Below are 22,371 nucleotides of genomic sequence, written 5' to 3'. Positions count from 1 at the left end.
CGCCATGACTCTTCAACAATCCCGCCGGCTGCAAAGCCTGCTGCTCGGCACCCTCGCCTGGGCTATCGCGATCGTGATTTTCTTCCCGATCTTCTGGATGGTGCTGACCAGTTTCAAAACCGAAATCGACGCCTTCGCCACGCCGCCGCAGTTCATCTTCACGCCGACGCTGGAGAACTATCTGCACATCAACGAGCGCAGCGACTACTTCAGTTTCGCCTGGAACTCGGTGGTGATTTCGTTCAGCGCTACCGCGCTGTGCCTGCTGATCGCGGTGCCGGCGGCGTACTCGATGGCGTTCTACGAAACCCAGCGCACCAAGGGCACGCTGCTGTGGATGCTCTCGACCAAGATGCTGCCGCCGGTGGGCGTGCTGATGCCGATCTACCTGCTGGCCAAGAGTTTCGGCCTGCTCGACACGCGCATCGCGCTGATCGTGATCTACACGCTGATCAACCTGCCGATCGTGGTCTGGATGATTTACACCTACTTCAAGGACATCCCCAAAGACATCCTCGAAGCGGCACGTCTCGATGGCGCCACGCTGTGGCAGGAAATGGTCCGCGTGTTGCTGCCGATTGCCAAGGGTGGCCTCGCCTCGACCGTGCTGCTGTCGCTGATCCTGTGCTGGAACGAAGCCTTCTGGTCACTGAACCTGACCTCGTCAAAAGCTGCGCCGCTGACCGCGCTGATCGCCTCTTACTCAAGCCCCGAGGGACTGTTCTGGGCCAAGTTGTCGGCGGTCTCGACCCTGGCCTGTGCGCCGATCCTGATCTTCGGCTGGATCAGCCAGAAGCAGCTGGTGCGCGGCCTCTCCTTCGGCGCCGTGAAATGAAATTTGAAAAGCGAAAGATCGCAGCCTTCGGCAGCTCCTACATAAAGCATGCCGTCCCCCTGTAGGAGCTGCCGCAGGCTGCGATCTTTTGATCTTAAAAAAAACAACGCGGAGGCCCATCATCATGGCCAACCTGAAAATCAAGAATCTGCAAAAAGGCTTCGAAGGCTTCTCCATCATCAAAGGCATCGACCTTGAAGTGAACGACAAGGAATTCGTGGTCTTCGTCGGCCCCTCGGGCTGCGGCAAATCCACCCTGCTGCGCCTGATCGCCGGCCTCGAAGAAGTCAGCGGCGGCACCATCGAGCTGGATGGTCGCGACATCACCGAGGTCAGCCCGGCCAAGCGCGATCTGGCGATGGTGTTCCAGACCTACGCGCTGTACCCGCACATGACCGTGAAAAAGAACATGTCGTTCGCCCTCGACCTGGCCGGTGTACCGAAAGCCGAAGTCGAGAAAAAAGTCGGCGAAGCCGCGCGCATTCTCGAACTCGGGCCGATGCTCGAACGCAAACCCAAACAGCTCTCCGGCGGCCAGCGACAACGCGTCGCCATCGGGCGCGCCATTGTGCGCAACCCGAAAATCTTCCTGTTTGATGAACCGCTGTCCAACCTCGACGCTGCGCTGCGAGTGCAGATGCGTCTGGAACTGCTGCGTCTGCACAAAGACCTGCAAGCAACGATGATCTACGTGACCCACGACCAGGTGGAAGCGATGACCATGGCCGACAAAGTCGTGGTGCTCAATGGCGGCAAGATCGAACAGGTCGGCTCGCCGCTGGATCTCTATCACAACCCGGCCAACCTGTTCGTCGCCGGGTTCCTTGGCACGCCGAAAATGGGTTTCCTCAAAGGCAAGATTGCCCGCATTGATGGCCAGAGCTGTGAGGTTTCGCTGGACGCCGGCACGCGCATCACCCTGCCATTCAACGTCGCCCACCTCAGCGTCGGCAGCGCCGTGACTTTGGGCATTCGCCCGGAACATCTGGAGCTGGCGCAACCGGGCGACTGCGCTCTGCAAGTCACCGCCGACGTCAGCGAACGCCTGGGCAGCGACACCTTCTGCCATGTCACTACTAGCGCTGGAGAAGCCCTGACCATGCGCGTGCGCGGTGATCTGGCCAGTCGTTATGGCGAACAATTGAGCCTGCACCTGGACGCCGCCCACTGCCACCTGTTCGACGCAGACGGCGTGGCGCTCACCCGTCCGCTGCGCGCGGCAGCCTGATACTCAAGAGACTTGCCCGATGAAACTCAATAAACAGAATCTCCATAGCCTGGCGAGCGAAGTCAAATTGCCGGCCTATAACCTCAATGACACCCGCCAGGGCATCGCCCACATCGGCGTCGGCGGCTTCCATCGCGCACATCAGGCGTATTACACCGACGCACTGATGAACACCGGCGAAGCACTGGACTGGGCGATTTGCGGCGTCGGCCTGCGCGCCGAAGACCGCCGCGCCCGCGACGACCTCAAAGAGCAGGATTACCTGTTCACCCTGTTCGAACTCGGCGACAGCGATGACACCGAAGTCCGTGTGATCGGCGCGATCCGCGACATGCTGCTGGCCGAGGACGGCGCTCAAGCACTGATCGATAAACTCGCCGACCCGCACATCCGTATTGTCTCGCTGACCATCACCGAGGGCGGCTATTGCATCGATGACAGCAACGGCGAGTTCATGGCGCACCTGCCGCAGGTGCAACATGATCTGGCGCACCCGCAAGCGCCGAAAACCGTGTTCGGATTTCTCTGTGCGGCACTGGCCAAACGCCGCGCGACCGGCACGGCGGCGTTCACCGTTATGTCCTGCGATAACCTCCCGCACAACGGCGCGGTGACTCGCAAGGCACTGCTGGCCTTCGCATCGCTACTCGACGCTGAACTGCGCGACTGGATCGACGCCAACGTCAGTTTTCCCAACGCCATGGTCGACCGCATCACACCAATGACCAGCACCGCGCATCGCCTGCAACTGGCCGACAAACATGCGGTGGACGACGCCTGGCCGGTGGTCTGCGAGCCGTTTGTGCAATGGGTGCTGGAAGACAAGTTCGTCAACGGACGGCCAGCGTGGGAAAAGGTCGGTGTGCAGTTCACCAACGACGTCTCGCCTTACGAAGAGATGAAGATCAAATTGCTCAACGGCAGTCACTTGGCGCTGACGTACCTCGGCTTCCTCAAGGGCTATCGCTTCGTTCACCAAACCATGAACGATCCGTTGTTCGTGCGTTACATGCGCGCCTTTATGGATCTCGACGTCACCCCACAACTCGCGCCGGTGCCGGGGATCGATCTGAGCGATTACAAAGACACGCTGGTGGCGCGGTTCTCCAACCAGGCGATTGCCGATCAGCTTGAGCGCGTGTGCTCGGACGGGTCGTCGAAGTTTCCCAAGTTCACCATTCCGACGATCAATCGGCTGATTGCCGATGGGCGCGAGACGAAGCGTGCGGCGTTGGTCGTGGCGGCCTGGGCGCTGTACTTGAAGGGTGTCGACGAGAATGGTGATACCTATTCAATACCGGATCCGCGGGCAACGTTTTGTCAGGCATTGGTGGCCGATGATGCGTTGATCACTGAGCGGTTGTTGGCAGTCGAGGAGATTTTCGGTACGGCCATTCCACAATCGGCAGAGTTTGTCGCGGCGTTTGAATGGTGCTGCGACAGCTTGCGAGACGTGGGTGTGACCCGGACTCTGGAACGGATTCTTGGCTGAGTGATGCGGTGCAACTGACGCCTTCGCGAGCAGGCTCGCTCCCACATTTTGAAATGCGTTCCTTGTGGGAGCGAGCCTGCTCGCGAATAGGCGCCATACCCAGTAACACCTGACACCCTGAGGATTCACTGTGACAACCCGACAACTCTTCCTCGGCATCGACTGCGGCACCCAAGGCACAAAAGCGATCATCCTCGATGCCGCCAGCGGCGAGGCACTTGGCCACGGGGCCGCCGCTCACTCGATGATCAGTGCTGCCAACGGTCGTCGCGAGCAAGACACCCGCCAGTGGCTGGAAGCCTTCGCCCTCGCCACCCGCCGCGCGTTGTTGGCGGCGAATGTCGATGGCCAGTCGATCCTCGGCATCGGCGTTTCCGGCCAGCAACATGGTCTGGTGCTGCTCGATGATCAAGGCGAAGTCCTGCGCCCGGCCAAGCTCTGGTGCGACACCGAAACCAGTGCCGAGAACGATCGTTTGCTCACGCATCTGGGTGGTAAAAAAGGCTCGCTCGAACGCCTCGGTGTGGTCATCGCGCCCGGTTACACGGTGTCGAAACTGCTTTGGACCAAGGAGCAACACCCGGTCGTGTTCGCACGCATCGCACGCATTTTGCTGCCCCACGACTACCTCAACTTCTGGCTCACTGGTCGTGCCTGCAGCGAATACGGCGACGCCTCCGGCACTGGCTATTTCAACGTGCGCACACGCCAGTGGGATTTGCAGCTGCTGCGTGACATCGACGCCAGTGGACGTCTGCAAGCGGCGCTGCCTGAACTTATCGATGCGCACGAGGCCGTCGGCGCAATCCTGCCGGCCATCGCCGAACATCTCGGCATCAACCCCAACGCGTTGGTCGCAAGCGGTGGCGGCGACAACATGATGGGCGCTATCGGCACCGGCAATATTCAGCCCGGCGCGATCACCATGAGCCTCGGCTCCTCCGGCACGGTGTACGCCTACGCCGAAACCCCGAAAGTCAGCCCGGATGCCAGCGTCGCCACGTTCTGCTCCTCCAGCGGCGGCTGGTTGCCGCTGATCTGCACCATGAACCTGACCAATGCCACCGGCGCGATTCGCGAATTGTTCGAGCTGGATCTCGACCGGTTCAACGAACTCGTCGCCCAAGCACCCATCGGTGCGGAAGGCGTGAGCATGCTGCCGTTCTTCAACGGCGAACGTGTTCCCGCCCTGCCCCACGCCACCGGCAGCCTGCACGGATTGACGCTGGATAATCTGACCCAAGCCAACCTGTGCCGTGCCGCCGTTGAAGGCACCACATTCGGTTTGCGTTATGGGCTGGATTTACTGCGCCAGAATGGTTTACAAAGCCGCAGCATTTGCCTGATCGGCGGTGGCTCGAAAAGCCCGGTGTGGCGACAGATCGTTGCCGACATCATGAACACCCCGGTCATCTGCACCGAGCAGAGCGAAGCCGCAGCCCTCGGTGCTGCGATTCAGGCAGCGTGGTGCAAATCCTGGTCGAACGGCCACGAAGAAACCCTCGCCGAGCTTTGTCAGCGCTGTGTAAAGCTTGATCTGAACAGTGAAACCCTGCCGGTTGCCGCCGATGTCGCGGCGTTTCAGCAGGCTTATGAACGCTATCAACAGCATGTCGCAACCCTATAAAGAGCAAACAACTATGTACCTGGTGTGTGGCGAAGCCCTGTTTGATTTCTTCAGCGAAGACGATGCCAGCGGTCTGGCCTCGAAAGTGAATTTCAAGGCGATTGCCGGCGGCTCGCCCTTTAACGTCGCCGTGGGACTGCGTCGGCTGGGCGTGGATTCGGCGCTGTTCGCCGGCCTGTCGACCGACTACCTCGGCCGCCGCTTGCAGCAAGTACTGCAGGAGGAAGGTGTGCGGCCGGACTATCTGGTGGATTTCGCCGCGCCGACCACGCTGGCAATGGTCGCGGTGGGCGCCAATGGCTCGCCGCATTACAGCTTTCGTGGCGAGGGCTGCGCTGATCGGCAGTTGAGCGCGGCGCATCTGCCCGTCCTTGGACCAGAGGTACGCGGGTTGCACATCGGCTCGTTTTCGCTGGTGGTGCAGCCGATTGCCGACACCCTGTTGACACTGGTGCAGCGCGAAAGCGGCACACGCCTGATCAGCCTCGACCCCAATGTGCGCCTTAACCCCGAGCCGAACATCGATCTGTGGCGCGAGCGAATTGCCACGCTGGTGCAATTGGCCGACCTGATCAAAGTCAGCGACGAAGACCTCAACCTGCTATACCCCGAGCAGGATCCGCAGCGGGTGATCGAGGCTTGGCTGGAACATCGCTGCCAGATCGTTTTTCTCACGCGCGGCGGCGAGGGCGCGACGGTGTTCAGCCGTGCTCATGGTTCCTGGTCGGTACCGGCGTGTACGGTAAAAATCGCCGATACCGTCGGCGCTGGCGATACCTTTCAGGCTGCACTGATCACCTGGCTCACCGAACAAGGCCTGGATTCGGTGGAAGGTGTGCAGCAACTCACTCGCGAGCAGATCGACGCGATGCTCAAGTTCGCCGTACAAGCCGCTGCGCTGACCTGCAGCAAGACCGGGCCGGATCTGCCCTATCGTCACCAATTGTCCTGAGCGCGTAGACTGTCGCCTTTTTTGCGCACGACGGGATAACGGCTTTTGAAATACGGGCAGACGCTGGGACTACTGACACTTGCAACGTTGTTGAGCGGTTGCGGCACCTCGCCGCCCCGCTCGCCTGAAAACATCTGCGAGATCTTCCGGGAAAAAAGCGATTGGTACGACGCCGCACAGGTCACGCAAAAGCGCTGGGGGGTGCCGATTCAGGTGCCCTTCGCAATCATGTATCAGGAGTCCGGCTATCGCTACGATGCCAAGACCCCGCGTAAATACCTGTTGTGGATCATTCCATGGGGTCGGGTGACCACGGCTTCGGGTTACGCGCAGGCCAAAGACGAAGTCTGGTCCGACTACCAGAAAAGCACCGGCAGGCACGGCGCCGACCGTGAAGACTTCGATGACGCCATCGACTTTGTCGGCTGGTACATGGACAAAACCACGACCATCAACGGCGTGTACAAATACGACGCGTACAACCAGTACCTCAATTACCACGAAGGCTGGGGTGGCTTTCGCAACAAGACTTACGCCAGCAAAGCCTGGCTGATGCCGACAGCGCGCAAGGTGCAAAATCGCTCGGACATGTACGCCCAGCAATATGCCGGCTGCAAAGAGGATTTGAATCGGGGGTTCTGGAGCCGGTTCTGGCACTGGTTATAAACGCCCCCATGCAGGAGCTGCCGCAGGCTGCGATCTTTTGATCTTGCTTTTAAAAACAAAGTCAAAAGATCGCAGCCTGCGGCAGCTCCTACAGGGGATTGGTTTTTAGTGAAGATCCCCTGTGGGAGCGAGCCTGCTCGCGAAAGCAATCGATCAGGCGCTACAACTCGATGCCTTACAACACCGAAAAGTTATAACTGACGATCAACCGCGTCTCATCGACATCTCGAGCAAACTTCTCGTAGTTGGTGCGATACGTCGAATTGCGCAAACGCAAACTCACATCCTTGAACGTGCCGGTCTGAATCACGTACTTCAACTCGCTGTCACGCTCCCACTCTTTGCCCTCTTGATTGCTGCCCAACACCTTGATGTGATCACCGTTGACATAACGGGTCAGGAAACTCAGACCATTGATGCCGATCGCCTTGAAGTCATAGTCATACCGCAACTGCCACGAGCGCTCTTGCGCGGCGGCGAAGTCGTTGACCTGCACGTAGTTGACCAGATAAGGATTGCTGCCATCGAGGTACGGCATCGAGTTATCGCCGTTCATGCGCTGCCAACCGGCACTGAACGTGTGGCCGCTGATGGCATAGGACAGCATGCCGCTCAACGCACGGTTATCGATGGAACCTGCCTTGGCATCACCGCTGTCGGCACTTTTCAGCACGCGCAGATCAGCCTTCAACAGACCGCCAGCCAACGGCTGATTGGCCAGCAAACCCACGAAATGCTGACGATAGATGTCTTCCAGCTCGGCGTAGTGATACTGAGCACTCAGGCGCTCATTGATCTTGTAGTCGAAGCCATACATGTCGAAATGATCGGCGGCGGTGTTGCACGCATAGCGCTTGTTCTTGCAGTGCACGCGGATGTCTTGCGAATCCGTGGAATCGCGAGCGGTGTACTTGTCCAGACGCGCCGCCATGAAGGTCAGGTCATTGACTTCTTTCGATGTCAGTATCGCGCCGTTGAACATCGTCGGCAGCAGACGACCGTCGTTGTATTTCAGCAGTGGCAGATCCGGCAGCAGCGCGCCGTACTTCAATACTGTGTCCGAAATACGCACCTTGGCGGTCAGGCCCATTTTCGCGTACTGACCCTTTGAGCCGCGCGGATCCTGCCCGCTGGACGGCAGCAAGCCGCTGTTGCTGCGGTCGGGACTGGAATCCAGTTGCAAGCCGAGCATGCCCAGTGCATCGATACCGAAACCGACCGTGCCCTCGGTGTAACCCGATTGCAGGTTGAGAACAAAGCCCTGAGCCGACTCTTCACGCTTGGAGGCGCCCTGATCGTTCGAGGTGTGCCCATCACGGAAATCGCGGTTGAAATACACCGTGCGCGATTCGATTTTCGCCGTGGTGTCCTCCAGGAAACCGCTGGCCTGCGCCTGCGCCTGCGCAGTAAAACCGGCGCACAACACTAAGGCTCCGCAGCCAAACGACTGGCGCGGGTTGATGAGGGGGAATGGGGAACGCATGAAAAACTCCAACAATACAGCGTTTGCGCGAGGCGCAATAAGCCAGAAAAATAGCTCCCGTCCCGGGTCAGTGTTGAGCCGGGAGGAAGTGGATACGCAGGGGTGAGTGGCAATGATGGCAGATGGCTTTGACGTGCTACAGGCGACTTTAGTCTGAAACTGACTGACGATTCTTCGACCTCAGCTCGAACGTTATCGCGTCATCAGCACCGACCCTGACCATGAATCTTCCCGGTTTCATTGGGCGAAAACCTCCGCCTAAGGGTTTTCCCTATACCGTCGACAGCCGGCGTCTACGGCATTTGCGCCTTGAATGAGGCGATTTAATCCTGCACCATCCACCCCCTGCTTATTCAACGGACGGAATTCAAGGCATGCTGGACGCCAACGCAACCCACATCACCCTCACGCTCGAAGGCGCCAACGCCGACCTGCAAGTCCTCAGCTTCACTGGTCGCGAAGCCCTCAATGAACCGTTCCGTTTCGACCTCGAACTGGTCAGCGCCCGCCCCGACCTGAAGCTCGAAGAACTGCTGCACAAGCCCGGTGTGCTGACCTTCGGCGCCACTGGCGAAGGCAAGATCCATGGTCTGGTGTACCGCATCGAGCAAGGCGATTCCGGCAAGACCCTGACCCGTTACAGCATCAGCCTGGTGCCGCAACTGGCGTACCTGCGCCACAACCACGATCAGCAAATCTTTCAGCAACTGACGGTGCCGAAGATCATCGCCCAGGTGCTCGAAGATCGCGGCATTCTCGCCGACGCCTACAGCTTCCAGCTCAGTGCCGAATACCCGGAACGCGATTACTGCGTGCAGTACGACGAATCAGACCTGCATTTCATCCAGCGTCTGTGCGAGGAAGAAGGCATTCACTTCCACTTCCAGCACAGCAGCAGCGGCCACAAACTGGTGTTCGGCGACGACCAGACCGTGTTCCGCAAACTCAAAGCCGTGAGCTACCAGCAAGACTCCGGCATGGCCGCCGACAAACCGGTGATCAAACGCTTCAACCTGCGCCTGGAAACCCGCACCACCCGCGTCAGCCGCCGCGATTATGACTTCGAAAAACCACAGATCCGGCCCGAAGGCGCTGCAAAATCCGAATTCATCCCGGATCTGGAGGATTACGATTATCCCGGCCGCTTCACCACCCGCGAGCGCGGTAAATTCCTCTCCACCCGTGCGCTGGAACGCCATCGCAGCGACTTCAAACTCGCCGAAGGCAAAGGCGATGAACCGACGCTCACCAGCGGCCATTTCCTCTCACTCGCCGAACACCCGCGCGCCGAGTGGAACGACATGTGGCTGTTGCTCGAAGTCCTCCACGAAGGCAAACAGCCGCAAGTGCTTGGTGAGAACGTCACCAGCGACGTCACCGACAACAAAAGCGATTTCCACCAGGGCTACCGCAACAGCTTCCTCGCCACCCCATGGGACGCGCACTACCGCCCTGCCCTCGAACACCCGAAACCGAAAGTCCTCGGCAGCCAGACCGCCATCGTCACCGGCCCGCAGGGTGAAGAAATCCACTGCGATCAATACGGCCGCATCAAGGTGCAGTTTCACTGGGACCGCGACGGCCAGGCCGACGACAAAACCACCTGCTGGATGCGCGTCGCCAGCGGCTGGGCCGGCAGCGCTTACGGCGGCCTCGCCATCCCGCGTATCGGCATGGAAGTGCTGGTTACCTTCCTTGAAGGCGATCCCGACCAACCACTGGTCACCGGCTGCCTGTACCACAAGGAAAACGTCGTCCCTTACGACCTGCCAGCGAACAAGACCCGCAGCACCTTCAAAACCCTCAGTTCGCCGGGTGGCAAGGGCTATAACGAGTTCCGCATCGAAGACAAGAAAGGCATCGAGCAGATCTACATCCACGCCCAGCGCGATTGGGACGAGAACATCGAGCACGACCAGAAGATCCGCGTCGGCAACGAACGGCACGACACCGTCGAAGCCAATACGCTGAGCGAATTCAAGGTTGAAGAACACCGGATCACCCATCTGGATCGCGTCAGTGAAATGCGCGCGGATGATCACCTGACCGTGGGCGTGACCCAGCATGTGAAAGTCGGTACGGCGCAGTTTGTCGAGGCCGGGACCGAGATTCACTACCACGCGGGTGCGAAGGTTGTGGTTGAGGGCGGCATGGAGCTGACGGCCAAGGCTGGCGGCAGTTTTGTGAAGGTCGATGCCGGTGGCGTGACCATCAGCGGCGCTGAGGTCAAGGCGAATACCGGTGGTGCGCCTGGGGTAGGTACCGGCATCGGGATTCTTGCGCCGTTGGTTCCGAAGTTGGCCGCAACTGACAAGGCGGGCAAAGTGCCGCAAAACGCGCCGGTCAATCCCAAAGTGAGCTGACAGATCCTCGATGAAAGCACTGCATAGCCGGCGTCTGATCGCGCCGGCTTGCAGGGGGACTCAAAACTCACACAGATAAACCTCTCTCAATAATGTCGGGCTCGATACCGTGGAATTGCGGTTCTCCATCACCGCCGAGCACACGCAGCTCAGAATCGGCGCACTGCTATCGCAAGAGATGCTCAAGGATGATCAACTGCGGGCACGGTTGTTGGACCATGTAAATGGCTTTCAGGATCGTCTCCTCGCGCCGCTGTTGTGTTGCCTTGGACTGGTTGGCGGCATGTTGGCAATCTATTACCCCGCGCGCGAATTCAACCCCCAGACCGTCGTCTCCATGGCTCTGTTCGCCCTTATTTTTGTGGTCGGCTGGTGGTGCTGTTCCGCTCGCCTGCTGAGTGGTTTGCGCGCGCGCATTGCAGATATCCGTGCGAAGCCGCGCGTGCCTTTTCGCAGTGCAAACCGGCGCTTGATCGAAATCAAGCTAAGAACCCAACTCAAGACGACTGAGGGTATTTATCGCCTGCAGTTCGACGATCAGGGTTTTACTTTGATCAATACAAAGGGCAAAGGCGCGACAGGCGCACTGGCCTGGGGGCAGATTGTGCGGCTCAAGGTAACGCCAGACTTTTACTCGGTTGCCTGCGCCAAACTGGACAGTCAGGGCAAGGCCTATCATATCCCCAGACACAGCGACTTAATGGATGCGGATTCGTATGAGCAGGGTTTGCAGCTGTTTTTGCGCCGAGTGCCGGTCTTGGCCAGTTGACGTGCCTGCCTGCTATCAAGCGACTCCGAGCGTTTGCACATGAGAAAATCACTGCTCGGTTTGATAGTTGCTGCGATCAGCTCTCCGGTTTTTGCAACTCCACCGCCATCCAGGACCCTATCGCTACTTCGCGGTCATCTCATTTCTGACACCGACGCGTTCAAAACTAAAGCCCTGACGCCTGATTCGCTTGTTCTGCTCCCCACGCTCCCTCGGTAAATTGCCCTCTCCCTGACAGCCGGCGTTCAGCTTGGTTAACCATCGCTTAACGCCGCGGTCAAAGACTCTACTGAACCGCACGCCTTCAGCGCTTTGCTGACGCCCAGTGCGGCAGGTTCGGGCGATATCGCGCCGAACTTTCTTCACGTCGTACGGGAGTCCCACCATGAACATTCGTCCGTTCCTGCTTACAACCGCCCTCGCCTGCACTGTATTCGCCGGACTGGCCCAGGCCAATGACACCTCCGCCAACGCCAAAGCCGTGCCTTATGAGTACGGCATGCCACTGAATGTGGCGAAGGTGGTTTCAATGACCGAGCCGCCCACTCAACAGTGCAAGGTTATTACCGCCGATATGAAGTTCATCGACAACACCGGTAAACCAGAGGAAATCAGCTATCGGAAATTGTCTGACGCGTGCAACTTCCAGAACTGACAGAAAGCTCTGATTTGCCGTTTTGCGGTAGGCGTGGGGATGCTTCGGCAGGTATGCTCGGGGCCTCCCTCACTGCAGCAAGGATCAGCCATGCAGTTGTCGTTTCGCTCGTTGTCGAGCATCACTTCGTCTTTGTGTTTTTTCCTGGCGCTGGTCTGGGGCTTCGTACCAGATATGTTGCTGGCCATCTGGAGTATCGAGTATTCAGAAGGTGCCGGGGTTGTCGCGCGGCGCAGCGCAGTACTGTTTGCAGCCTTGGGCTGCATGTTTTATTGGGTGCGCAAAGCACCGGTATCGGTCGCGCGTAACGCGCTGAGCAATGGGTTTATCGTCGGCTGTTTTGGTTTGGCGGTGCTGGGATTCGGCGAGTGGCTCAACGGCAATGCCGGCCCCGGGATTTTGCTCGCGGTGCTGGTCGAGTTCGCGCTGGGCCTTGGTTTTGTGCAGGCCCGGCGCGTGACGGTCGAACTGGGTGAAACGCTTGGTTAAACGGCTCTGGATCGTGGACTGTAGTGATGCGGCGTCGCTTGCTGCGCCAGATCCGAGCGCAAGCCAGCGATCAGTTCGTTGATCTCGCGACAGCCATTGAGGTGGCTGGCATCAATGCCGCTGACGTGCAGATCGACCTGGTCGGTCCGGTGATCGCCGAATACCTTGACGGTCATCGACAGATCCGGCGACAGCGTGCACTGGCAGCGTTTAGGCAGAAAACTGCTTTCAATGATATTGCGTAGTTCCAAGGCAGACAGAAACATGGTGAACCTCTCCTTAATGATGAAACTGCCAATCAACTCTTCACGTTGACCGCTTTTGTCGCCCCTGCACGGGTGTGTCCCCGCTGATTCCCTGGGTGCGTCAAACGGTTGTACGGCGAAATGCCTCTTGGAGTGTAGGCGCCCGGACCCGGTGCGCCGCACCAAATAGACGCATAAAGCATGCCTTTCATCGGGTCATTTCGACCCTCTGATAAATCAAGGGCTTAGCGAGAAAGCCAGCATAAGGCCAGTTGCAAAATGCCGGAACCGTCCCTCGGCGCGTTGCATTTTGCAATCTGTTGCGGGTTTGCATTCAGCGCCCATGACAGTAAGAATGCCTGTCAACCACCCTACACCTGCAAGGAGGCTTCCATGGGTTCTTTACGCATTTGTGCGACCACCGGGCTGATCATCGCCAGCCTGTCCACCCTCGCCCACGCGGCCAAGCTCGAAGATGTCGCGCCGTACCCGAAAGCTGAAACCGGCTTCAGCCGCCAGGTCATTCATTTGCCCAAGCAGGCTCAGGAAGAAAACTTCCAGGTCGAAATCCTCGCAGGTAAAACCCTTGAAGTGGACTGCAACCGCCAGCGGCTGGGTGGTGTGCTGGACGAGAAAAACCTTGAAGGCTGGGGCTACCCGTTCTATCGACTGGAAAAAGTCATCGGCCCGATGAGCACACTGATGGCCTGCCCACCTGGTACTCAGAAGAAGCGCGCCTTCGTACCGGTTGTCGGTGATGGCTTCATGTTGCGTTACAACAGCAAGCTGCCGTTGGTGATTTATGCGCCCAAGGACGTCGAAGTCCGCTACCGCATCTGGTCGGCCTCGGACAAAGTCGGAACCGCCCTTCAGGAATAACCTGAACAAGGAAAGCCCTACGTGATTACTTGCCACGTCAGATACGTCATCGATCCTTATCAGTTGTCCGAGTTCGAAGCCTACGCCAAGGCCTGGCTCGGTATCGTCGAACGCTTGGGCGGCACCCACCACGGCTACTTCCTGCCGTCAGAAGGCGCGAGCAACATCGCTTACTGCCTGTTCAGTTTTCCTTCGCTGGCCGATTACGAAAGCTATCGGCATATCGCCATGACCGATTCGGAAAGCACGGCACTGGTGGCCTCGCTGGTCGAGAAGACGTTCATCCTCAGCTACGAGCGCAGTTTTCTGCGCCCGTTGTTGCCTTGATCGACATCACGCCGGGACGGTGCAGGCCGCAGCGCGCTCGGCGACGTGACGCAAACTGTCGAAATTGATATTCGCGCCGGAATCAATGGCAACGAAAGTTTGCTCTCTGGCGCCGGTTCGGGCCACGTATTGCTTGATGCCTGCCACAGCCAACGCGCCCGAGGGTTCGGTGATCGAGCGAGTGTCGTCGTAGATATTCTTGATGGCTGCGCAAAGGTCATCATTGCTGACCGTGATGACCTCGTCGACACAGAAGCGGCAAACCTCAAAGCCGAATTCGCCGATCTGCGCAACGGCGACGCCATCGGCAAAGGCCCCGACGCTGGGCAGTACGACCCTCTCGCCTGCTTGCAAGGCGGCTTGCAGGCACGCCGAATGTTCGGATTCAACGCCGATGATCCGCACTTCCGGCCGCAGGTATTTGATGTACGCCGCAATGCCGGCAATCAATCCGCCGCCACCCACCGGGACGAAGATCGCGTCCAGCGCGCCTTGGTGCTGACGGAGGATTTCCATCGCCACCGTGCCTTGCCCGGCGATCACGTCCGGGTCATCGAAGGGTGATACGAAGGTGCGCCCGGTTTGCCCGGCCAGTTGTAACGCATGAGCCAACGCGAACGGAAAGCTCTCGCCGTGCAACAACGCTTCGGCGCCCCGACTTCGCACACCCAATACTTTCAGCTCAGGTGTCGTGGACGGCATGACGATGGTCGCGGCGATCCCTAATTCCCGCGCCGCCAGCGCCACGCCTTGCGCATGATTGCCCGCCGACGCGGTGATGACTCCGCGCGCTTTCTCTTCGTCGCTCAACTGCACCAGTTTGTTATAGGCGCCGCGGATCTTGAAGGAAAACGTCGGCTGCAGGTCTTCACGCTTGAGCAGGATGCAGTTGCCCAGCGCTTCAGACAGCGCCGGCGCTGCTTGCAAAGGCGTGCGTACCGCAATGTCGTACACCGGCGCAGCCAGAATCTTTTTCACGTAATGCTCAAGCAAAGCTTGCTGGTCGAGGCTGTACTTCATAGTCATCTCCTTGATAGCGGATTCACACGCTGTCAGTAGGAGCTGTCGCAGGCTGCGATCTTTTGATGTTGCTTTTTACGATCAAGATCAAAAGATCGCAGCCTGCGGCAGCTCCTACATGGACGGTGTAGGCAACCCAGGAGACAGAAAATGAAAACCCGCCTCTAGGGCGGGTTGGGTGCTGCAGTCGTGAGCTAGCCCGCCAAATGAGGAATGGCGGTAATAATGCTTGGCTGGCAGCGCAATACGGTGGTCATGAAGCGAAATTAGCTCGGGCGCTGCGGGCAAGTCAATGGCCAATTTGATAGCGCGACTGTAGTCTGGCGACTCCGCTCATCACTTCAAGGAACGAAAGCATGATGTCTGTCGCCCTGCCCCTCACGGCTTTGCTCGCTTTTACCGGTTATACCGTTTCGGTAATGCTCCAGGCTGAGCAGTCTTTGATCGACTTCGGCATCAGCCTGATGTCGCGCCCGGATACAGCGCAGGTGGTGATTGATTTGTACCTGCTGGCGACACTGGCCGGTATCTGGATGGTCAAAGACGCCAGGTCGCGTGGCCAGACTGTCTGGTCGGTGCTGCCGTATCTCTTGCTGACGGCAGTTTTTGTATCGATTGGGCCGTTGTTGTATCTGGTGGTGCGTGGGATTCAACAGCATCGGAAAATGGCGGCGTCGACCTCAACGGGCTGATCTGAAATGCCCGATGCCTTGAGCCTGCTCGCGACGGCGCCAGATCAGGCAACACCCATCACCTGGCCAACCGCCTGAGCCCAAACAACATCCCCCCTGCCCCCAACAACATCACCGCCAGGAACGCCGGATACGACACCCACCAAGGCGTCCCGGCGGTCATCATGCTGAACTCCGACATCCCACCAATGCTCGCAATCAGGTTCAGCGGCAAAAACACCACGTTGATCAACGTCAGTTTGCGCAGCAAATTGTTCATGCTGTTGTTCATCAGATTGCCACGCGCGTCGATCAGCCCGGAAAACACCGTGGAATAGATCTCCGCCTGCTTGTAACACTGGTTGTTTTCGATGATCAGGTCATCGATCAAACCGATCGCTTCGCTGCTGAAATGCTGTTTTTCGGCATGATTGCGCAGCCGTGTCAGCACCGCACCGTTGCTGTGCAGGGCATTGATGTAATAGATCAGGCTCTCGCTGAGGTTAAACATCTGCACCAGGTGCTGGTTCTGCATCGAGGCGTTGAATTTCTGCTGCAACTCGCGGGCAACCAGTTTGATGACCTTAAGATGCCCGAGATAGTGATGGATATTGTTGAACAGCAGATCCAGCAGCACATCCAGCGGTGTGTTCAATGGCTGACGGGTACCGAGACCGTGCAGAGGCGTGTCATCGGTTGCGATCACGAGTAATTGCCCCGGCGAGAACAGCAGCCCGCAGGACGACACTTCGAATGCCAGACTGCCGCCACCGGAATAGTTTCCGGGCGTTTCCAGATAAGGAACAAGTGATCCGGGTGAAATTCGATCCGAGACACCTCATCGGGATCAAGTGCCGAGGCCAGCGCATGTTCATCGACTTTGAAATGACTGTGCAACAGCTCGCGCTCGGCAGCGTCGGGGTTGCTGAACAACATGACCTCGGCATCCAGTCGCTCGATCCGCTGCAAAGCGCCATGGCGTAATGCAAAGCTGTTGATCATCAGTGATCACCAGGCCTGGCCGCGCCGTTTGAGCTCCAGACGCCGCACAAACTCCTCGAGCACTAGCGAATACAGATCGTCCTGCAAGTAGGCGTCTTCGATGCCGGCGTCAAGATTGGGGTTGTCGTTCACCTCGATCACCACCACTTTGTCGCCCGCCTGCTTCAGGTCAACCCCGTAAAGGCCGTCGCCGATCAGGTTGGCTGTCTTCACCGCCAATTCCACTACGGCGCGTGGTGCTTCGTGGATCGCCAGCGTCCGGCATTCGCCGTTGACGTCCTGGCCCTTGGCTTTGTGGTTGTAGATCTGCCAGTGGCCTTTGGACATGAAGTACTGGCAAGCGAAGATCGGTTTGCGGTTGAGCACGCCGATGCGCCAGTCGTACTCGGTGTAGAAAAATTCCTGAGCCAACAACAACACAGAATGTTCAAACAGTTCGGCGGTCGCTTCGAGCAACGCTTGCTGGCTTTCGACCTTGATGACACCGCGAGAGAAACAACCGTCGGGAATCTTCAGTACCAGGGGAAAACCGAGGCGCTCGCCAACGCGTTCAAAGTCTTCGGGTCGTTCCTTGTAAAGGATTTCCGTGGCGGGCATGCCCAACTGATGACTGTTGAGCAGGTCGGTCAGATAGACCTTGTTGGTGCAGCGCAAAATCGACGCCGGATCATCCATCACCACCAGTCCTTCGCTTTCGGCTTTCTTGGCGAAGCGATAGGTATGGTTGTCGACGCTGGTGGTTTCGCGGATCAGCAGGCCGTCATACTCGGCAAGTCGTGCGTAGTCCTTGCGTTCGATCAACTCGACATCGATGCCCATGGTCTTGCCGACCCGCACGAAATTTTCCAATGCCTTGCTATTCGACGGCGGCAAAGCCTCTTGTGGATCGTGCAAGATCGCCAGATCGTATCGAGCCACTTGTGGTGAGCGCGGCGTGCGCCAGACTTTACGGCTGAAACCGTCCAGTGCGTTGGCAAACTGATCCTCCTGGTCGTCACGCAACTTGTGCAAGGCGCCGGACTTTATCCCTTCTATGTGCCAACCGTTAGTTCGACGAAACTCAACTAACAGAATCGGACAGGGAAATACTTCAAACAATTGACGCGCCAGATCCTGCAGCGGTTCGATGTGCGTACGACCGAAATAAAGTGTCAAGGTAAAACCTTCGGTATCGCTGTAAAGATGATGACTAAGGGCTTTTTCGAGGGTTTTATCGAGGTCATCCAGCGCCAGACCGTACAGTGATTTCTTAGTCAGTTCACTGATCGTGCGCACGGACGGAATTACCTTGTGACCGCGGGCTTCGGCGAGCAGAGAGCAGTAATAACCGTGCCCCAGATACTTGTAGCTACGACACAGATTGATCACCTGGACACGCTTGCCCGTCTCGCTTTCACGGGTTTGTTCGAGATATTCCTGAGCGGTGATGATGTCTTCACTGGGAAAATAAGATGCCCAATCTTCCTTGCGCTCGACAATGATCAGCACTCGACTCGAGGCTCTGACCGCTGAATTTAAATAAGTTGCCGCCGGCAAACTTTGCTCGGATACTTCGCGCCAATGACCCTGTACCGCTGACATAGAGATTGATCCGTTGGAGAACAAGACCTTTTCTATTAAGCACGAAGTTTTACGAAAGTCCCGTTTCGTTACGCAACTTTTACGGTGGTCATATGAGTGCTGTTTTTCGTCTGGCGGTAGTTGAAGATTTGCCGGCGCTGCTGGCATTGGAAAGGCAATGTTTCACCACGGATCGGCTGACCAGCCGCAGCTTCCAGTGGATGATCACCCGCGCGCACGGCCAGTTGCTGGTGGTCGAGCGCGCAGGCCAACTGCTTGGCTACGCCCTGGTGCTGTTTCATCGTGGCACATCGCTGGCGCGCCTGTACTCCATCGCTATTGCCAGTGAGGCTCGCGGCACGGGTCTTGGCATGCAATTGCTGCAACGGATCGAGGCCTGTGCGCTGGAACACGATTGTGCGTATCTGCGCCTGGAAGTCCGCACCGACAATCCCACTGCAATTGCGCTGTACGAGCGTAACGGTTACCGGCGTTTTGCCCTGATTCACGATTACTACGAAGACCATGCCGACGCCTTGCGCCTGGAGAAACGCATTCTCCAGCACCGTGACTCGCGCAGCGTCAAGGTGCCTTATTACGCGCAAACCACTGATTTCACCTGCGGCCCGGCGTGTTTGTTGATGGCCATGGGCGCGTTGCAATCAAAGCGTTTACTGGAGCGCCGGGAAGAATTGCAGCTTTGGCGCGAGGCAACGACCGTGTTCATGACCTCGGGCCATGGCGGATGCAGTCCGCAAGGCCTGGCATTGGCGGCGTGGCGCAGGGGTTTTCGCGTCCGTTTGGAGCTTAGCCTGGAGGGGCCGCTGTTCCTTGAAGGTGTACGCGATACGCATAAAAAAGACGTCATGCGTTTAGTGCATGAAGAGTTCACTGCGCAACTCGCAGAGACCGATGTGGAATGTGTAATCGGCGCATCAGTGGATTTGCCGCGATTGCTCGACGCCGGTGGCCAGCCTTTGGTGCTGATCAGCAGCTATCGCCTGACCCGCTCAAAATCACCGCACTGGGTTGTGGTGACCGATTGCGATGAGGACTTCGTCTACCTGCATGATCCCGATGTTGACCACAGCCAACACCGACAGCCGATGGACTGCCAGCACGTACCCGTCAGTCATGGCGAGTTTGAAAAAATGTGCCGATTCGGCCGAGGAAAACTACGCGCTGCAGTGGTGCTATTCCCCCAAATTCTTTAGCCACCACAACCCCTGTGGCGAGGGGATTTATCCCCGATGGGCAGCGAAGCAGCCCCGCTCTTCCTAGAGAAGCTGCACAATCCATCGGGGATAAATCTCCTCACCACAGGTATAGAGCGCTGTCAGCGCCCTACTTCAACCCAAGCTTGTACAACGAACCATTCGACTCATCCGTCAGCACATACAAATACCCATCCGGCCCTTGCCGAACATCGCGAATCCGCTGTTTGAGTTCACCGAGCAAACGCTCCTCATGCACTACCTTGTCGCCATCGAACTGCAAGCGAATCAACTCCTGCGTTACCAAAGCACCGATAAACGCGTTGTGTTGCCACGGTTTAAAACGATCACCATCGTAAAAGGCCATGCCTGTAACACCCGGTGATTTTTCCCAGACGTGGTGCGGAGTGACGGTGCCTTCGACGGTCTTGCCCTGCGCTTCCGGGATCGGCTGCATCGAATAGTTGATACCGTGAGTCGCCAAAGGCCAGCCGTAGTTCATGCCGCGCTCGACGATATTCACTTCATCACCTCCGCGCGGGCCGTGCTCGTTCTCCCATAGCGTACCCGTCCACGGGTTGAGCGCTGCGCCCTGCGGGTTGCGAATGCCGTAGGCCCAGATTTCCGGGCGCACGCCGGACTGGCCGACAAAGGGATTGTCGTCAGGCACCTTGCCGTCCGGGTAGATCCGCACGATTTTGCCTTGCAGCTTGTCGAGATCCTGTGCGGTCGGCCGATCGTTGTTTTCACCCAAGGTGATGAACAGATAACCGTCTCGATCAAATACCAGCCGTGAACCGAAGTGATTGCCGACCGAAAGTTTCGGCTCCTGACGGAAGATCACTTTGAAATCCTCAATCGTCTTCAGGTCGTTCGACAGTCGCCCACGACCGACCGCGGTCCCGGCCTTGTCTCCGGCACCACCACCTTCGGCATATGAGAGGTAAACCAGACGATCCTGTTTAAAGTCTGGCGACAGCACTACATCCAGCAAACCGCCCTGCCCCTTGGCCCACACTTTCGGTACCCCGCCGATCGGCGCCGACAGCTTGCCATCACTGGTAACCACCCGCAGATTGCCTGGCCGCTCGGTCACCAGCATGCCTTGGCGATCGGGCAGAAAAGCCAGCGCCCATGGATGTTCAAGCCCCTGGGTTATCGTCGTGACTTCGAGGGTGCCCTGCTCGCTTTGCAGCTCCTGGGGCGCTGCGGCGAACGCCGGTGCGCTGATCAGAGCGCCGGCACACAGGCTGGCTAGAAGGGTTTTACGCAACATGTACGATTCCTTTTGTTCACTTGAAAGGCTGACAGAACTTCAGTCCTGCCGTTCAACGGTTGCTGTCGGTACCCCGTGAGGGCGGATTGGGAATGAAGGTCGGTGGCTTGCTGGGCACGCTGCGAATTGGCTGGCCATTACCGATACCACGGTTCTCCACGGTAGGCTGTCGCGGCGTTGGCACGGTATTGGGCCCACGTACCGGCGGTGTGCTGGGCTGAGTGCCTTGCATGCTGTTGGGATTGGCCCGACGAATCGGGCTGTTGTAGGGGTTGTTGCTGTTGCCGGTCGGACTTTGCGCGAGGAGTAACGTAGACGCTGGCGGCACAACGTCCGCGTGAACCAGACCGCCACTCACGGCGAGGACAGCAATGCCAAGCAAGATTCGGTTCATGGAGCGGCCTCTCGATGCGCAGGGGATAGAGCCTTCGAGTCCACGCTACGCGCTGGGTTCGGATTTGTTAACCCATGGGCGTTAAACAACATGTAACACGAGTTGACCAAGCGCCCGCAAACCAGCTCAATCGCAGGAAACTTTCGTCCGCCGCTACAGGTCATCCGATCATCACTCGGAGAACACCACCATGGCTCGGGCAATCTGGAAAGGCGCGATCAGTTTCGGACTGGTACACATCCCCGTCGCGCTGGTTTCCGCGACATCGTCACAAGGCGTGGACTTCGATTGGCTCGACAGCCGCAGCATGGATCCGGTGGGTTACAAACGGGTCAACAAAGTCACTGGCAAAGAAGTCAGCAAAGAGAACATCGTCAAAGGCGTGGCGTACGAAAAAGGTCGCTATGTGGTGCTCAGCGAGGAGGAAATTCGCTCGGCTCACCCGGTTTCCACGCAAACCATCGATATTTTTTCCTTTGTCGATGCCGAGCAGATTCCCTTGCAGAACATCGACACGCCCTACTATCTGGCGCCGGACAAACGTGGCGGCAAGGTCTACGCGCTGCTGCGTGAAACATTGAGCAAAACCAATAAAGTCGCCCTCGCCCGCGTGGTTTTACATACTCGCCAGTACCTGGCCGCGTTGATGCCGCTGGAGTCGGCGCTGGTTCTGGTCAAATTGCGTTGGCCACAAGAGGTGCGCAGCCTGGATGAGTTAGCGCTGGGCAGCGAAGTGACCAAGCCGCAACTGGCCAAGGGTGAGCTCGACATGGCCAAACGCTTGGTGCAGGACATGAGCGCGGACTGGAAACCTGAGGATTACAACGACGAGTTCGAAGACAAGATCATGGCGCTGGTCGAGAAAAAGGCCCATGAAGGCCAGATCGAGGATGTCGAGACGGTGGGTGGCGAGGAAGAGCGCAAAACCGCTGATGTGATTGATTTGACCGAGCTGCTGAAACGCAGCCTGGGCGGCAAAGCGGCGGCCAAGCCGAAGGCCAAGGCTGCTCCAGCGAAGAAGACCAAAAAAGCGTCGGGGGAATGACAACTGAAGAATCGTCAGGCAACTGACAGGTAGCTTTTGAGAGAGTCTCTAAAAGCAAGCGTCACTGACACTCCATGTAGGAGCTGCGGCACGCTGCGATCTGTTGATCTTGATCTTGATCTTGATCTTGATCTTGGAAACAGAATCAAAAGATCGCAGCCTCGTTTTACTCGACAGCT

At 58.0% G+C, this 22,371-nt stretch carries 20 protein-coding genes and 2 pseudogenes; 15 read left to right on the top strand and 7 right to left on the bottom strand.

Annotated features, from left to right (window positions below; translation table 11 throughout):
* The first annotated feature begins 4 nt into the window (after positions 1–4).
* From JFT81_RS00790 to JFT81_RS00765, 6 genes are all read left to right on the top strand, one after another.
* The gene (locus JFT81_RS00790; protein WP_201148111.1) at positions 5–835 is read left to right on the top strand and encodes a carbohydrate ABC transporter permease; all 831 of its coding nucleotides are present in this window, start codon (positions 5–7) and stop codon (positions 833–835) included.
* A 124-nt stretch (positions 836–959) separates the two neighbouring features.
* Positions 960–2,063: a sn-glycerol-3-phosphate ABC transporter ATP-binding protein UgpC gene (ugpC, locus tag JFT81_RS00785; RefSeq protein WP_201225532.1), complete on the top strand. Its 1,104-nt coding sequence runs from the start codon at positions 960–962 to the stop codon at positions 2,061–2,063.
* Positions 2,064–2,082: 19 nt separating this feature from the next.
* Positions 2,083–3,555: a mannitol dehydrogenase family protein gene (locus JFT81_RS00780; RefSeq protein ID WP_201225530.1), complete on the top strand. Its 1,473-nt coding sequence runs from the start codon at positions 2,083–2,085 to the stop codon at positions 3,553–3,555.
* Between the two features lie 130 nt (positions 3,556–3,685).
* On the top strand, positions 3,686–5,182 hold the full coding sequence (gene xylB / locus JFT81_RS00775; RefSeq protein ID WP_201225528.1) for a xylulokinase: 1,497 nt from the start codon (positions 3,686–3,688) through the stop codon (positions 5,180–5,182).
* A gap of 13 nt (positions 5,183–5,195) precedes the next feature.
* Positions 5,196–6,134 carry a carbohydrate kinase gene (locus JFT81_RS00770; RefSeq protein ID WP_201226643.1) on the top strand — a complete coding sequence of 313 codons (939 nt, stop codon included), beginning with the start codon at positions 5,196–5,198 and terminating at the stop codon, positions 6,132–6,134.
* 45 nt (positions 6,135–6,179) lie between these two features.
* Entirely contained in the window at positions 6,180–6,800 is a 621-nt protein-coding gene (locus tag JFT81_RS00765) for a hypothetical protein (RefSeq protein ID WP_201225526.1), read from the top strand.
* 175 nt (positions 6,801–6,975) lie between these two features.
* Here JFT81_RS00765 and JFT81_RS00760 read toward each other — a convergent pair whose 3' ends face one another.
* A complete protein-coding gene (locus JFT81_RS00760) occupies positions 6,976–8,283 on the bottom strand; it encodes an OprD family porin (RefSeq protein WP_201225524.1) in 1,308 nt (435 codons plus the stop codon).
* A 374-nt stretch (positions 8,284–8,657) separates the two neighbouring features.
* Here JFT81_RS00760 and JFT81_RS00755 point away from each other — a divergent pair, with 374 nt between their 5' ends.
* The 4 genes from JFT81_RS00755 to JFT81_RS00740 all read left to right on the top strand — a co-directional run bounded on the left by JFT81_RS00755 (position 8,658) and on the right by JFT81_RS00740 (position 12,559).
* Positions 8,658–10,646: a type VI secretion system tip protein VgrG gene (locus JFT81_RS00755; protein ID WP_201225522.1), complete on the top strand. Its 1,989-nt coding sequence runs from the start codon at positions 8,658–8,660 to the stop codon at positions 10,644–10,646.
* Positions 10,647–10,755: 109 nt separating this feature from the next.
* Positions 10,756–11,415 (top strand): YcxB family protein, encoded by a 660-nt coding sequence (locus JFT81_RS00750; RefSeq protein ID WP_201225520.1) that lies wholly within the window; start codon positions 10,756–10,758, stop codon positions 11,413–11,415.
* A 385-nt stretch (positions 11,416–11,800) separates the two neighbouring features.
* Positions 11,801–12,070: a DUF2790 domain-containing protein gene (locus JFT81_RS00745; protein WP_201225518.1), complete on the top strand. Its 270-nt coding sequence runs from the start codon at positions 11,801–11,803 to the stop codon at positions 12,068–12,070.
* Between the two features lie 90 nt (positions 12,071–12,160).
* Positions 12,161–12,559 carry a hypothetical protein gene (locus JFT81_RS00740; RefSeq protein ID WP_201225516.1) on the top strand — a complete coding sequence of 133 codons (399 nt, stop codon included), beginning with the start codon at positions 12,161–12,163 and terminating at the stop codon, positions 12,557–12,559.
* On the opposite strand, the gene JFT81_RS00735 is transcribed toward JFT81_RS00740, so the two are convergent.
* On the bottom strand, positions 12,556–12,825 hold the full coding sequence (locus JFT81_RS00735) for a DUF1652 domain-containing protein (RefSeq protein ID WP_201203364.1): 270 nt from the start codon (positions 12,823–12,825) through the stop codon (positions 12,556–12,558). The two genes, JFT81_RS00740 and JFT81_RS00735, sit on opposite strands and share 4 nt — an antisense overlap.
* A gap of 372 nt (positions 12,826–13,197) precedes the next feature.
* Between JFT81_RS00735 and eco the strand changes: the two genes are divergently transcribed.
* A complete protein-coding gene (gene eco, locus JFT81_RS00730) occupies positions 13,198–13,683 on the top strand; it encodes a serine protease inhibitor ecotin (protein ID WP_201203362.1) in 486 nt (161 codons plus the stop codon).
* Between the two features lie 21 nt (positions 13,684–13,704).
* Positions 13,705–14,010 (top strand): NIPSNAP family protein, encoded by a 306-nt coding sequence (locus tag JFT81_RS00725; protein WP_201225514.1) that lies wholly within the window; start codon positions 13,705–13,707, stop codon positions 14,008–14,010.
* A gap of 30 nt (positions 14,011–14,040) precedes the next feature.
* Here the strand turns inward: JFT81_RS00725 and ilvA are convergent.
* A pseudogene (gene ilvA, locus JFT81_RS00720) lies at positions 14,041–15,036 on the bottom strand (threonine ammonia-lyase, biosynthetic); the annotation flags it as partial.
* A 350-nt stretch (positions 15,037–15,386) separates the two neighbouring features.
* Between ilvA and JFT81_RS00715 the strand changes: the two are divergent.
* On the top strand, positions 15,387–15,722 hold the full coding sequence (locus JFT81_RS00715; RefSeq protein WP_201225510.1) for a DUF2834 domain-containing protein: 336 nt from the start codon (positions 15,387–15,389) through the stop codon (positions 15,720–15,722).
* 58 nt (positions 15,723–15,780) lie between these two features.
* Here JFT81_RS00715 and JFT81_RS00710 read toward each other — a convergent pair.
* A pseudogene (locus JFT81_RS00710) lies at positions 15,781–16,703 on the bottom strand (magnesium transporter CorA family protein).
* A 6-nt stretch (positions 16,704–16,709) separates the two neighbouring features.
* Positions 16,710–18,284 (bottom strand): RimK family protein, encoded by a 1,575-nt coding sequence (locus JFT81_RS00705; protein ID WP_242485533.1) that lies wholly within the window; start codon positions 18,282–18,284, stop codon positions 16,710–16,712.
* 92 nt (positions 18,285–18,376) lie between these two features.
* On the opposite strand from JFT81_RS00705, the gene JFT81_RS00700 reads away from it, so the two are divergent.
* The gene (locus JFT81_RS00700; RefSeq protein ID WP_201225508.1) at positions 18,377–19,477 is read left to right on the top strand and encodes a peptidase C39 family protein; all 1,101 of its coding nucleotides are present in this window, start codon (positions 18,377–18,379) and stop codon (positions 19,475–19,477) included.
* A gap of 130 nt (positions 19,478–19,607) precedes the next feature.
* On the opposite strand, the gene JFT81_RS00695 is transcribed toward JFT81_RS00700, so the two are convergent.
* Positions 19,608–20,753, bottom strand: coding sequence for a PQQ-dependent sugar dehydrogenase (locus JFT81_RS00695; protein WP_201225506.1), 1,146 nt, complete (start codon positions 20,751–20,753; stop codon positions 19,608–19,610).
* A 52-nt stretch (positions 20,754–20,805) separates the two neighbouring features.
* On the bottom strand, positions 20,806–21,147 hold the full coding sequence (locus tag JFT81_RS00690) for a hypothetical protein (protein WP_201225504.1): 342 nt from the start codon (positions 21,145–21,147) through the stop codon (positions 20,806–20,808).
* 190 nt (positions 21,148–21,337) lie between these two features.
* Between JFT81_RS00690 and JFT81_RS00685 the strand changes: the two genes are divergently transcribed.
* Positions 21,338–22,192 (top strand): Ku protein, encoded by an 855-nt coding sequence (locus JFT81_RS00685; protein WP_201225502.1) that lies wholly within the window; start codon positions 21,338–21,340, stop codon positions 22,190–22,192.
* Positions 22,193–22,371: the final 179 nt, after the last annotated feature.

The sequence above is a fragment of the Pseudomonas sp. TH43 genome (assembly GCF_016650635.1).
Lineage (GTDB): Bacteria > Pseudomonadota > Gammaproteobacteria > Pseudomonadales > Pseudomonadaceae > Aquipseudomonas.
The sequence above is the reverse complement of the archived record's forward strand: the minus strand, read 5'-3'. Positions and strand labels throughout refer to the sequence as shown.